The organism is Prescottella equi (assembly GCF_020171745.1).
Classification (GTDB): domain Bacteria; phylum Actinomycetota; class Actinomycetes; order Mycobacteriales; family Mycobacteriaceae; genus Prescottella; species Prescottella equi_A.
Map to the genome: position 1 here is coordinate 1 of NZ_JAIVAH010000038.1, position 13,206 is coordinate 13,206.

The window sequence follows — 13,206 nt, forward strand, 5'->3', positions numbered from 1 at the left end:
TCGCGTTTTCGGGCCCCGAAAACGCGACAAGTGCGCAAAACGCGGATCAGAATCGCTGGACGAACGCGTACCAGTCCCCTTCGATGTGCCGGTACCCGATTTCTCCGTCGCGGCGGGGGTCACCGAGGTAGGGCTGCTCGCCCGGCAGATAGGCGACTCCGACGGAGTCGATCAGCCCGCCCTCGACAGTGAATCGGCACCCGCTGTCCCCGACTCGGTGGACCGAGTACACCCGGTACGCACCGATCCACCGGGACCGGAAATCGGCACCGTCGGACGGATCCGCGCACGCGACCGCGGCCCGCTGCAGGTCGTCCTTCGACACCCACCAGCCGAGTCGTCCGGGCAGATCGGCGGCCGCCAGCCCGACGGTGACCAACACGATGATCGGCGCGACGAGCGTGACACGGCGCCACCCGTAGCGGATCGAGCCGAACACGACCGCGGCCAGCCACACGACGCCGACGATGACCAAGGCTCCCGATGCCAGCGCGAACAGGGGGTAGAACACGGCGGGCGGCACCAGACTCCACAGCACCACCAGACATGCCGTCGCCGCCAGGAGCGGAATCACCCAGCCGACCGTCAGACGCCACCACCGCGGCGCCGGGCGCCGGGCCGGCTTCGTCTCACCGACGTCCGGATGCGCATCTTCCATCCCCCCACACCCCTTCGCGTTTTGCGCACTTGGCGCGACCTCCCGATACCCAAAAGTAGCGACAAGTGCGCAAAACGCGGGGAGGGACGGACGCCGTCAGCCGAGGGTGTCGGGCAGCGGGACGTCCTCCTCGAGCACGTGCTCGGCGAGGAACGACTCGACCACCTGGTACCAGACCTTGGCGTGCTGGGGGCTGAGCACCCAGTGGTTCTCGTCGGGGAAGTAAAGGAACCGGTGGTCGGTCTTCCCCTCGGCGTCGGCGGGCAGCCCCGACTCGGACAGCAGCTCGTACCAGAGCCGAAGGCCCTCGCCGATCGGCACGCGGTAGTCCCGGTCGCCGTGAATCACCAGCATCGGGGTGACGATGTCGGCGACGGCCAGGTGCGGCGAGTTCTCGAACGCCATTTCGGGCGTCATCTCCCGCGCCCAGTACCAGGCCGCGTCGGTGGTCGGGGCGAACTGGTCGAGCGCCCACAGGCTCGCGTGCGTGACGATCGCCTGGAACCGGTCGGTGTGCCCGGCGATCCAGTTCGCCATGTAGCCGCCGAACGAGCCGCCCATCGCGGCGGTGCGCTTCGCGTCGATCTCCGGCAGCGCCTCGGCGGCGTCGGTTATCGCCATCAGATCCGTGTACGGCGCCTTGCCCCACTGGCCCCAGCCGCGCTGGACGAAGTCCTGCCCGTAACCGGTCGAGAGCGCCGGGTCGGGCAGCAGCACCGCGTAGCCCTTCGCGACCAGCAGCCACGGGTTCCAACGCCATGACCAGGTGTTCCACGAGTTCAGCGGTCCGCCGTGGACCCACAGCACGAGCGGTGCCGGGGTGTCGGCGGACGCGGACTCCGGCAGCGCCAGCCACGCCCGCAGCGGCGTGCCGTCCTCGGCCTGCCCGACGACCTCGGTGAGCCGGCCCGGTACCCGCGGCGACTCGGACGGCGCGCGCAGTTCCGTGACGGCGCCGACCGTGTCGCCGGTGAGGGTGATCCGGACCGGGTGCGGCGGCCGCTCGTAGGACGCCCGCAGCGCGTACACGGCCGAGCCGTCCGGCGCGACGAGCAGGTCGGTGTAGGCGGCGTCGTCGGTGGTCAGCGCGGTCGGGTTGCCGTCGCCGCGGAGCACGAAGACCGGGCCGCGGCCCCGCTCGTCGGCGGTGAGCACCAGTCCGGCGCCGTCCGGGAGCCACGCGGCCGACGTGGGCCAACGATCCCAGCCGGACACGAGATCCGAGATGCGGCCGTCGGCGAAATCGAAGCGGTGCAGCGTGATCCGCGGCGCCTGGTCCGGATCGCCGTACGACTCACGCAGGTACACGACGCTCGCGCCGTCGGGCGAGACGACCGGACGCGACAGGTCCGCGGCGTCGTCGTCGACGAGCGTGGTGCGCTCCCCCGTCGCGGCGTCGATCCGCACCAGTACCGTGCGCATCGCGCCGAGCACACCCGGCAGTGACCACGTGCTCACGACGAACGAGCCGTCGGGAGCCAGGTCGTAGTCCGCCTCCCGCAGCGCGATGCCGGGGGCCGGGGTCAGGTCGTCGAGCACGATCTCGCCGTCGACGTCCGACGCCCCGGCCAGCAGGTGCGGGACGTCGGGGCCGAGATCGTGGTCCCAGTGCCGGACCGGGTACCCGGTGTGCAGGATCGCCTTGACCTTCTTGTCCTTGCGTTCGCCGCGGATCCGCTCGTCGTCCTCGGCGGTGGCGCCCAGGGCGGACGTGGACACCACGACACGCGGGGCCGACCGCGCCGCGCGCACCCCGGAGATTCCGCCGCCGCGCGAGGCCACGCGGGACGCCTCACCGCCGTCGGCCGGAAGGCGCCACAGCGCGTTCGGGGCGTCGCCGGACTCGTCCGGCGCGGGCCGGGACGCGGTGAACAGCAGATCGCCCGCGCTGGTGAACGCCGCGCCCGCCTCTCCCTTCGCCCCCCACGTGATGCGGCGGGCGGGCCGCTCACCGGCGGGGTCGATCTCCCACAGCGCCGAGACGTACTTGGTCTCGTCGGCGTCGAGGACCGCCTGCGCGACCACGAGACGCGAACCGTCCGGGGACAGCGCGAGTCCGGACAGCCGGGGCAGTGCCAGATAGTCGTCGAGGTCGTCGAACGGTGTGCCGAGTGGAGTCTGTGGGGTGGAGGTCACCCCTGATTGGTACCACTGTTCGGCACGCCGCCGAAGTCAGCGTGGATCGCGCCACATCTTCCACAGCGTCGGACCACCGTTCGGGATCGAGATCTCGCCGGTCACCTCGAATCCGAATCGTTCGTAATACGGAATGTTGGCGTGTTTGCTGGACTCGAGATAGGCGGGCGCGCCCTCCGCGTCGCAGCGCGACAGCCGGGAGTTCAGCAGCGCCTTCCCGTATCCGCCGCCGCGTCCGGCCGACGACGTCCCGATCGTCGACAGGTACCAGTGCGGCTCGGTGGGGTGCGCGGATTCGAGGGCATGCGAGACCTCGGCGCCGACACGGAGTTTGCCGCCGAGTGCGCGGATGACGGCGGGCAGGCTGCGCAGCGAATCGAGACTCGACTGCTTCCACCGGCCCGGCGGGTCCCACAGCGCGCCGCCGACGATCGTGCCGTCGGGTGTCTCGGCCAGTTCCGCACCGCCGCCGGCGAGGTGGTGGTAGCGGGACTCGGCCGCGAACAGGCGTGCCATGCCGGTGGGACGTTTCGCATCGTCCGGGAACATCCAGCACATGACGGGGTCGTCGTCGAACGCCTCCGCGAGCGCACGCGAAAGCGCGGGAATATCGGATCGGGTCACTGGCCTGACACCCATGACCGCGAGCGTACCGGCTGGATCAGGCGAGCAGGGGCGCGATGCGCTCCGGGATCTGGTCCAGCGCGAACGGCAGGCTCACCACCGTCGACCACGCCATCGCCTCGGCGGCCTCGTCCTCGAGGACGATCGTGCGTCCGTCCTTGACGACGTCGAGGGTCTGGTACACCGGCGTCTTGGCCAGCTCGGCCCGCAGGTCGTCGCCGAAGCCGCCGCCCGCGTACCAGACGAGCAGGTCGACGTCGGCGAGCGAGAGCTGCTCGGTGCTGATCTCCGCGAAGTTGGTCTTGCGAACCTGTTCCGCGACAGGCGGGTTCACGAACCCGAGTTCGGTGAAGAATCGGACCTTGGGATCCTCGGGACCGTACACACCGAACTGGCCGGGACCCTTGAGCGCGCCGACGAGAACCGTCTTGCCCGCGAACGACGGATTCGCCGCGGCCACGTCGGTGAAGCGCTGCTGCACGCCGGCCACGAGTTCGGCGGCCTTGTCCTGCTTGCCGAGCACCTCGCCCAGGATCGTGGTCTGGTCCTGCCAGCGCACGCCGTAGTCGGCGACGCCCGCAGGCTGCGCGACGGTCGGCGCGAGCGCGGACAGCTTGTCGTACTGCCCCTGGGTGAGCCCGGAGTACGTGCCCACGATGAGGTCGGGCCCGACGGTCGCGACCTTCTCGATGTCGATGCCGGTGCTCGCACTGCCGATGATCGTGGGCTGGGCGTCTCCGAGCAGCGGCTGCGACCACGGCCACACCGCGTACGGGTAGTTGCCGTACCAGTCGAAGACGCCCACCGGAACCGCACCGAGCGCGAGCAACGCATCCTGGTCGTTGTAGCCGACGCTGACGATCCGCTGCGGGTTCTCCGGCACCGTCGTCTGGCCGTACTTGTGGGTGACCGTCGCGCCGGAGCCGCCGTCGGAGCCGCCGTCGCCCGAGCTGCTGCTGCACGCGGCGGCGAACGCGAGAAGCGCACCGGTGCTGCCGATCAGGAATCCGCGGCGCGAGATTGCGCCGGCTCGCGACTGGAGATCACCCATCGAAGGACCCTTCGTGTCGTGGTGGTGCATTCAGGAGAAGGTAAGGCTAGCCGACACTACCTGGCCGTTCGGTGCGTCGGACCGTGCGGACCCGACCGAATCGGGCCAGTATTGGGCCATGACGCGCACCGGGCCCCGGAAGGACATCGACGAGAACGACCTCGTCGTCGACCACGCGAAGGACTACGCGGCCGGTGTCCCCGCCGTGTTGGTGTCGCTCGAGCGCGCCGTGGAACAGATGGGCGTGGCCCGCACCGCCCGCACCCTCACCCGGCTCAATCAGCGGCACGGCTTCGACTGTCCGGGTTGCGCGTGGCCCGAGACGCCCGGCCACCGCAAGCCCGCCGAGTTCTGCGAGAACGGCGCCAAGGCCGTCGCCGAGGAGGCGACGCTGCGGACCGTGACACCCGAGTTCTTCGCGGCGCACCCGATCTCAGAGCTGAACGGGCACACCGACTACTGGCTGGGGCAGCAGGGCCGGCTGACGCATCCCATGGTGGTGCGTCCCGGCAGCGACCGCTACGAACCGATCGAGTGGGACGACGCGTACCGGCTGATCGCCGATCATCTCCGGAAACTCGAGAGCCCCGACGAGGCCGTGTTCTACACGTCCGGGCGGACGAGCAACGAGGCAGCGTTCCTGTACCAGTTGCTGATTCGCAGTTTCGGCACCAACAACATGCCGGACTGCTCCAACATGTGCCACGAGTCGTCGGGCAGCGCGCTGACCGAGACCATCGGCATCGGCAAGGGGTCGGTGTCGGTGCCGGATCTCGAGCAGGCCGACCTGATCCTCATCGCCGGTCAGAATCCGGGCACCAACCACCCGCGGATGCTCTCGACGCTCGAGAAGGCGAAGTCGAACGGCGCACGGATCATCGCGATCAACCCGCTGCCCGAGGCCGGACTGCGGCGCTTCAAGGACCCGCAGAAGGTGGGCGGTGTGCTCGGTCGCGGCGTGGACATCGCCGACGAGTTCCTGCAGATCCGTCTCGGCGGCGACATGGCGCTGTTCCAGGGCCTGGGCCGACTGCTGCTCGAGGCCGAGGACCGCTCCCCCGGAACCGTCGTCGACCGCGCGTTCGTCGACGCGCACTGCGCCGGCTTCGACGACTACGCCGCCCACATGCGGGACGTGGACCTCGACATCGTGATCGAAGCCACCGGCCTGACGCGACGCCAACTCGACGACACCGCACGCGCGCTCGCGGATTCGCAGCGGACAGTCGTCTGCTGGGCGATGGGCCTCACACAGCACACGCACGCGGTCGCCACCATCCAGGAGGCCGTGAACCTGCTGCTGATGCGCGGCATGATCGGCAAGCCCGGCGCCGGCGTGTGCCCGGTCCGCGGTCACTCGAACGTGCAGGGCGATCGGACCATGGGCATCTGGGAGAAGATGCCCGAGGAGTTCCTCGCCGCGCTCGACGCCGAGTTCTCCATCGAGAGCCCGCGCAAGCACGGCTGGGACACCGTCGACGCGATCCGCGCCATGCGCGACGGCCGCGGACGGGTGTTCGTGGCGATGGGCGGCAACTTCGTCTCGGCGACGCCGGACACCGCCGCCACCGAGCAGGCACTGCGCAACTGCGAACTGACGGTGCAGGTTTCGACGAAGCTCAACCGCAGCCACGTCGTGCACGGGCACACCGCGCTGATCCTGCCGACCCTCGGGCGCACCGACCTCGACGTCCAGGCGACCGGCAAACAGTTGGTGTCGGTCGAGGACTCGATGTCGATGGTGCACCTGTCGCGCGGACGCCTGAAGCCGGTCAGCGAGCACCTGCGCAGCGAGGTGGCGATCGTGTGCCAACTCGCGCGCGAGCTGCTCGGCTCCGACCATCCTGCGCCCTGGTCGACGTTCGAGGGCGACTACGACCGGATCCGGGATTCGATCGCCCGAGTCGTCCCGGGCTGCACCGATTACAACACCCGGGTCCGCCGGCCCGACGGCTTCCAACTCCCCCATCCCCCACGGGATTCGCGCGAGTTCCGCACCCACACCGGCCGGGCCAATTTCACCGTCAGCCCGCTCGAGTGGACCCCGACACCACCCGGGCGGCTGATCCTGCAGACCCTGCGCAGCCACGACCAGTACAACACCACGATCTACGGCCTCGACGACCGATACCGCGGCGTCAAGAACGGCCGCCGCGTGGTGTTCGTCAGCGCCCACGACATCGCCGAGATGGGTTTGCACGACGGGCAACCGGTGAATCTGGTGTCGGAGTGGACCACCGCCGACGGCACCGTCGAGGAACGACGGGTCCACGACTTCCGGGTGGTCGAGTACAGCACCCCGCGCGGCAACGCCGCCGCCTACTACCCCGAGACGAACCCGCTCGTCCCGCTCGATCACGTTGCCGCCAAGTCGAACACGCCGGTGTCGAAGGCCGTCGTCGTGCGGCTCGAACCTGCCAGGGACCGCTAGATGGGCCGGGTCACCGCACGCCGGCCCGTCCTGCGCATCACGCCGGACGGCACCCGGCGTCGACCGGACGCCCTGGCCGTGGAGGAACCGCTCGAGATCCGCCTGGGCGGACGCTCACTGACCGTCACGATGCGCACCCCGGGCCACGACGTCGAACTGGTCCACGGGTTCCTGCTGACGGAGGGGATCATCGCGGCCGCCGAGGACGTGCGGGTGGTCCGCTACTGCGACGGCGTCGACGCGGACGGCGCCAACACCTACAACGTCCTCGACGTCGAACTCGCCGCCGGGGTGCCCGATCCGGGCAACCGCGGCCGGCGCGAGTTCCTCACGACGTCGGCGTGCGGCGTGTGCGGCAAGGCCTCGCTCGACGAGGTCGCGGTACGGAGCCGATACCCGTTGTCCGACAACACGCTCGAGGTCACCGCGACGGCCCTGTCCTCGATGCCACCGACGCTGCGCAAGGGCCAGCGAGTGTTCGAGGCCACGGGCGGACTGCACGCCGCCGGGTTGTTCACCACCGACGGTGCGCTGCTGGCACTCCGCGAGGACGTCGGCCGGCACAACGCGGTCGACAAGGTGCTCGGCTGGGCGCTCACCGCGAACCGGATCCCCGCGTCCGACACGGTCCTCATCGTCAGCGGCCGCGCGTCGTTCGAACTCGCCCAGAAGGCCGCGATGGCCGGGATTCCGGTGCTCGGCGCGGTGTCGGCGCCGTCGTCGCTGGCCGTGGACCTCGCCCGGGACCGCGGGATGACACTCGTCGGGTTCCTGCGCGGCGAGAGCATGAACGTCTACTCGGGCGAGCACCGCATCAAGATCTGACGCCGGTTCGCCCACCACCCCGCGGCGCCGCATGCCACAGTGGAGACCACGCGGGTCGGGCGAACGGGAGGGGCGTCACGTCATGACCGGAAGACGGATGCGGCACACCATTGCGGCCGCCGCGGGCGCACTCGCCGTGGCCGGCCTTCTCGGCACCGCCCCGGCGTCGGCGACCGTGACCGGGCAGGGCGAGGTGCGGACCTTCGGCAATTCGATCCTCGTGACGCTGCAGAACATCGACTCCAGCACCGACGCGCCGGCCCGGTGCGCCACCGTCGTCTTCGACACCGCCGACCAACCGGTGATCACCAATCTGCAGGAAATCTACGACGGCGGCCTCGGCATCTGGTGGACCACGATGCCCACCGAGACACTGCATCTCGCAGGTCAGTACACCGACAGCGCCGACTACCGGGTAGCCACCGAGTGCCGGGACGACGACGGTGTCGTGCAACTGACCGACACCGTCGTCACCCTGCCCGAGGGCGAACTCGTCGGGAACCCGCCCCGGTACTCGGAACTGTTCGGGCCGTTCTAGCAGAGACCGGCCGGCTTCTCCCCCGCCTGCAGCGCGCCGAAGAATTGTTCGGCGTCATCGAACGACTGCGGCACCGCGGAGCGGTGATCGGCACCCTCGTAGGTCTTGTAGCCGACCTCGGAACCGTTGGCGCACAGTGTCTGCACCACGGCCCGACTGGCGGGCTCTGCGATGAGGGCGTCGGCGGTGCCCTGCAGCACCAGCGTCGGAACCGTCAACGTCAGCTGTCCGAGCGACTGCTTCTTCAGGTACGTCACGAGCTTGTCGATGTCGGCGCCCGGTGCGAACGCCTTGTCGACCGGCACGGAGCCGATCACGTTGCGGATCTGGCCGACGCAACTCGTGCGAGCCGCGGTGAGCAGGACCTCCGACTCGGGCGTGACGTAGTCATCGGCGACGATCGACGGATCCGCGGCCTCGGCACCCAGCAGGATCAGCGGCAGGAAGGCCAGCGCCGGGGCCACCGCGGGGTCGCCGGACGCCAGGTACTGCGGCGTCGCACTCGTCTCGTTGCCCGGGGCGATGGCGACCGCGCCGCGCAGGTCCAGTTCGGGCGCACGCTCGGCACCCTGGGCTGCGGTGAACAGCGTGGCGTGCCCGCCCTGGCTGTGCCCCATCGCGTACCACTGGTTGCTGATCGAGTCGTCGAGCTCCCGGCTGGCGCGCACGATGTCGACGACCGCGTTGGCCTCCGTGCCACCGTCCATGTACGGGTGGCCGCCTGGGGTGCCCATGCCGACGTAGTCGGTCTGCACCACGACGTAGCCGTCGGCGACGTACCTGTCGAGGACGGCGTCGACGCCGCCCAGGTAGTCGTGCGCCGGGCCGTCGGTGGTGTCGTTCGACGGCGCACAGATGTCGGACACGCCGGTGGTGCCGTGTGCCCAGCTGAGCACCGGCCAGCCACCGTCCGGCGCGGGCGTGCGGGGAATCGACACCGTCCCGGACACCACCACCGGGTCGCCCTGCGCGTTCTGCGACGCGTAGGTGATCAGTTCGCTCCGGCCGGCGCTGGGCAGCACGGGCGCGCCACGCAGCTGCTGGACCGAAAGTAGTTGCCCGGGTTCCAGGGCCGCTCGGGCCTCGTCCGGCGAGTTACTGCTGCATCCGGCCGCGACCAGCGCCACCGTCGTCGCGGCAACCGTGAAGAGGCCGGCACGACGGGCGCGGACGCCCCCGTTCCTCGACAGCGGATTCACGAACACCTCCAAAATTAAGAAATCTTTCTTAGCCCGAAGAAGATAACCCATTCAGTACTCTTGCCGCTATGAACTCGAACGGTCGCGACACGATCCTCCTCGTCGCGGAGCGCCTCATCGCCGAACGCGGACTGCACGGGGTCTCCGCCCGCGAGATCGTGAGAACGGCAGGCCAGCGGAACAACTCGGCGATCACTTACCACTTCGGATCCTGGGACGGACTGCTCGAGGCGGTGTGGCTCGAACACATCGGCAGCATCAACGAGGTGCGTGCCCGAATGCTCGACGACATCGCCGACGACGCCCCGAACCGACTCGACCAACTGGTCGCCGCCTACGTGCACCCGTTCGTCACCGAGATTGCCGCACGCAAGCCGTCGTACTGGGCGCGTTTCAACGAACAATGGCTGACCGGCGTCCACATGGACTTCGTCGACCGGCCCACCACCCTGCTCCCGGACGACGCCCGATACCCGCGCATCCAGGGCATGGATCTGCTCAAGAACCTCTTCGCGGACATGAGTGCCGAACTCACGCAGCTCGATCCCGAGGTCCGGACCCGACGGGTGGCGACGATGGCCCGGTTCGTCGTGTCCGGCCTCGCCACGTGGGAACGCGAGACGACGACGGATAACGCGCCCGACCTCGCCAACTTCGAAGGTGAACTCACCGCACTCGCATTGGCGCTGCTGCGGGCCCCCTGACAGGACGGACAAGACAGAGGGGCTCGGGTGCCGTCGGCACCCGAGCCCCTCCACGAGGTGTATCCGCCCCTATGCGCTCTTGTCGCGGCGCTCGCGCTCCGGCTTGCGCGGCACGATCGTCGGGAGCACGTTGTCGTTCACCGTTTCCGCGGTCACGACCACCTTCGCGACGTCGTCGCGGCTGGGGATGTCGTACATCACCGGCAGGAGGACTTCCTCCATGATCGCGCGCAGACCACGCGCACCGGTGCCCCGGTGGATCGCCTGGTCGGCGATCGCCTCGAGCGCGTCGGTCGAGAACTCCAACTCCACGCCGTCCATGTCGAACAGGCGCGTGTACTGCTTGACGAGTGCGTTCTTCGGCTCGGAGAGGATCGTGACGAGCGATTCCTTGTCGAGGTTCGTCACCGACGCCACGACGGGCAGACGACCGATGAACTCGGGGATCAGACCGAACTTGATCAGATCCTCCGGCATGACCTCCGCGAAGTGGTCCTGCGTGTCGATCTCGGCCTTCGACCGAACCTCCGCACCGAAACCGATGCCACGCTTGCCCACTCGATCGGACACGATCTTCTCGAGGCCCGCGAAGGCACCGGCGACGATGAACAGCACGTTCGTCGTGTCGATCTGGATGAACTCCTGGTGCGGGTGCTTGCGGCCGCCCTGCGGCGGAACACTCGCCTGCGTGCCCTCGAGGATCTTCAGCAGGGCCTGCTGCACGCCCTCACCGGAGACGTCCCGGGTGATCGACGGGTTCTCGCTCTTGCGGGCGATCTTGTCGACCTCGTCGATGTAGATGATGCCGGTCTCGGCGCGCTTGACGTCGTAGTCGGCGGCCTGGATCAGCTTCAGCAGGATGTTCTCGACGTCCTCGCCGACGTAGCCGGCCTCGGTGAGCGCGGTGGCATCCGCGATCGCGAACGGCACGTTGAGCATCTTCGCGAGCGTCTGCGCCAGATAGGTCTTGCCGCACCCGGTAGGGCCGAGCATCAGGATGTTCGACTTCGCGAGCTCGACGGTCTCGCCGCGGGCATCCCGGCTCCGGTCACCGGCCTGGATCCGCTTGTAGTGGTTGTAGACCGCCACCGCCAGCGTCCGCTTCGCGGAGTCCTGGCCGATCACATAGTTCTCGAGGAAGTCGCGGATCTCCGCGGGCTTGGGCAACTCGTCGAGCTTGACCTCGCTCGACTCCGCCAGCTCTTCCTCGATGATCTCGTTACAGAGATCGATGCATTCGTCGCAGATGTAGACCCCGGGTCCCGCAATGAGCTTCTTGACCTGCTTCTGGCTCTTACCGCAGAAAGAGCACTTGAGCAGATCGCCGCCGTCACCGATGCGTGCCATCTCGTAAGGTCCCTACTTCCTTGTCTACGTGCGAGCATCCTCACCCGGTTCCCCACCGCCGCGGTTGCAGCGGATGCGAACCCCGAATCCGGATCGAAGGCCCCTGGTGTGACCGTACCCGCAGATCGGGAACGAGGTCGACCAATAGCCGGTGATTCCCCCGCAGCACGAGCGCAGCGGGAGAATCAGGCCGACGTCGTGCGCGGAGTGCCCAGCTTGACGGAATCGCATCCCGGTCCGCCGCAACTCACCTCTCGGGCGTGTCGACGAACCGGGATGCCCCACATCACTTCTGCGCCGACAGCTTCCGGTACTGGAGCACGTCGTCGATGATCCCGTATTCCTTCGCCTCCTCGGCGGTGAGGATCTTGTCGCGATCGGTGTCCTTGCGGATCACATCGGGGTCCTTGCCGGTGTGCTTGCCCAGCGTGGTCTCCATGAGACGACGCATGCGTTCGATCTCCGCAGCCTGGATCTCGAGGTCCGACACCTGGCCCTGGATCCCGCCGGTGGCGGGCTGGTGGATCAGCACACGCGCGTTCGGGAGCGCGAGGCGCTTGCCCGGGGTGCCCGCCGCGAGCAGCACTGCCGCGGCCGACGCTGCCTGACCGAGGCACACGGTGGTGATGTCGGCACGCACGTACTGCATCGTGTCGTAGATCGCCATCAGCGACGTGAACGAGCCACCGGGCGAGTTGATGTACATCGTGATGTCACGATCGGGGTCGAGCGACTCGAGCACGAGCAGCTGCGCCATGACATCGTTGGCCGACGCGTCGTCCACCTGCACGCCGAGGAAGATAATGCGCTCCTCGAACAGCTTGTTGTACGGGTTCGACTCCTTGACGCCGTAGCTGGAGTGCTCGATGAACGACGGAAGGATGTAGCGCGACTGTGCACCGGCCGGAGCCTGGCCACCGAGCGCGTGGGCGGCACGGGGATCGAACATGTTGGTCATCAGTTCTCCAAGGATGATGGGAGCGGAAGGGAGGGACCGGGTCGCGGCACTAGTTGCCCGCGCCGCCCGCCTGCCGCGCGCGGGTGACGACGTGGTCGACGAAGCCGTACTCGAGCGCTTCCTTCGCGGTGAACCAACGGTCACGGTCCGAGTCGGCGGTGATCTGCTCGACGGTCTGGCCGGTGTGCTCCGCAATGAGCTCCGCCATCTCACGCTTGGTGTGCGCGAACTGCTCGGCCATGATCGCGATGTCGGACGCGGTGCCACCGATACCGGCGGACGGCTGGTGCATCATGATCCGCGCGTGCGGCAGGGCGTACCGCTTGCCCTTGGTGCCGGCCGACAGCAGGAACTGTCCCATCGAGGCGGCCAGACCCATGCCGAAGGTCGCGACATCGCACTCGGCGAACTGCATGGTGTCGAAGATGGCCATGCCGGCCGTGACCGAACCACCCGGCGAGTTGATGTACAGGTTGATGTCCCGCGTGGGATCCTCCGCGGACAGCAGCAGGATCTGGGCGCACAGCTTGTTCGCGATGTCGTCGTCCACCTGCGTACCGAGGAAGATGATGCGCTCGCGAAGCAGGCGTTCGAACACCGAGTCGCTGAGATTCAGGCCGGAGGTGGCCGAAGTCATGGCGGGGTTCTGGTAATTCACGGTACCTGCCTTCTGATAAGTCGTTGGTTCCTGACACAGACACTAACGAAGTAGGGCGGCACCGGAGTCCCGGTGCC

The 13,206-nt window shown here is 68.6% G+C and carries 12 protein-coding genes; 4 read left to right on the plus strand and 8 right to left on the minus strand.

The annotated features are described in order from the left end of the window. Window positions 1-46 precede the first annotated feature (46 nt). From LCL87_RS25385 to LCL87_RS25400, 4 genes are all read right to left on the minus strand, one after another. The gene (locus LCL87_RS25385; protein WP_225024230.1) at window positions 47-658 is read right to left on the minus strand and encodes a hypothetical protein; all 612 of its coding nucleotides are present in this window, start codon (window positions 656-658) and stop codon (window positions 47-49) included. A gap of 96 nt (window positions 659-754) precedes the next feature. Continuing rightward, entirely contained in the window at window positions 755-2,794 is a 2,040-nt protein-coding gene (locus LCL87_RS25390) for an alpha/beta fold hydrolase (RefSeq protein WP_225024231.1), read from the minus strand. Window positions 2,795-2,830: 36 nt separating this feature from the next. Then, on the minus strand, window positions 2,831-3,433 hold the full coding sequence (locus tag LCL87_RS25395) for a GNAT family N-acetyltransferase (protein WP_225024232.1): 603 nt from the start codon (window positions 3,431-3,433) through the stop codon (window positions 2,831-2,833). 22 nt (window positions 3,434-3,455) lie between these two features. Next, window positions 3,456-4,469: an iron-siderophore ABC transporter substrate-binding protein gene (locus LCL87_RS25400; protein ID WP_225024233.1), complete on the minus strand. Its 1,014-nt coding sequence runs from the start codon at window positions 4,467-4,469 to the stop codon at window positions 3,456-3,458. Window positions 4,470-4,587: 118 nt separating this feature from the next. Between LCL87_RS25400 and LCL87_RS25405 the strand changes: the two genes are divergently transcribed. The 3 genes from LCL87_RS25405 (at window position 4,588) to LCL87_RS25415 (ending at window position 8,263) form a co-directional block, all read left to right on the plus strand. After that, complete coding sequence (locus LCL87_RS25405; protein WP_225024234.1) at window positions 4,588-6,900, plus strand: FdhF/YdeP family oxidoreductase; 2,313 nt, start codon at window positions 4,588-4,590, stop codon at window positions 6,898-6,900. After that, entirely contained in the window at window positions 6,901-7,725 is an 825-nt protein-coding gene (gene fdhD / locus LCL87_RS25410) for a formate dehydrogenase accessory sulfurtransferase FdhD (RefSeq protein WP_225024235.1), read from the plus strand. It abuts the gene before it with no gap. Between the two features lie 82 nt (window positions 7,726-7,807). Further along, the gene (locus tag LCL87_RS25415) at window positions 7,808-8,263 is read left to right on the plus strand and encodes a 3-oxoacyl-ACP synthase (protein ID WP_225024236.1); all 456 of its coding nucleotides are present in this window, start codon (window positions 7,808-7,810) and stop codon (window positions 8,261-8,263) included. Here the strand turns inward: LCL87_RS25415 and LCL87_RS25420 are convergent. Beyond that, the gene (locus tag LCL87_RS25420; protein ID WP_510850862.1) at window positions 8,260-9,453 is read right to left on the minus strand and encodes an alpha/beta hydrolase family protein; all 1,194 of its coding nucleotides are present in this window, start codon (window positions 9,451-9,453) and stop codon (window positions 8,260-8,262) included. The two genes, LCL87_RS25415 and LCL87_RS25420, sit on opposite strands and share 4 nt — an antisense overlap. Before the next feature lie 77 nt (window positions 9,454-9,530). Between LCL87_RS25420 and LCL87_RS25425 the strand changes: the two genes are divergently transcribed. Further along, window positions 9,531-10,166, plus strand: a complete 636-nt coding sequence (locus LCL87_RS25425) for a TetR/AcrR family transcriptional regulator (protein ID WP_225024238.1) — start codon at window positions 9,531-9,533, stop codon at window positions 10,164-10,166. Between the two features lie 69 nt (window positions 10,167-10,235). Here LCL87_RS25425 and clpX read toward each other — a convergent pair whose 3' ends face one another. From clpX to LCL87_RS25440, 3 genes are all read right to left on the minus strand, one after another. Next, the gene (gene clpX, locus LCL87_RS25430) at window positions 10,236-11,513 is read right to left on the minus strand and encodes an ATP-dependent Clp protease ATP-binding subunit ClpX (protein WP_225024239.1); all 1,278 of its coding nucleotides are present in this window, start codon (window positions 11,511-11,513) and stop codon (window positions 10,236-10,238) included. Window positions 11,514-11,799: 286 nt separating this feature from the next. Then, a complete protein-coding gene (locus LCL87_RS25435) occupies window positions 11,800-12,462 on the minus strand; it encodes an ATP-dependent Clp protease proteolytic subunit (protein ID WP_181319450.1) in 663 nt (220 codons plus the stop codon). A gap of 58 nt (window positions 12,463-12,520) precedes the next feature. After that, complete coding sequence (locus tag LCL87_RS25440) at window positions 12,521-13,129, minus strand: ATP-dependent Clp protease proteolytic subunit (protein WP_225024240.1); 609 nt, start codon at window positions 13,127-13,129, stop codon at window positions 12,521-12,523. Between the last annotated feature and the right edge of the window lie 77 nt (window positions 13,130-13,206).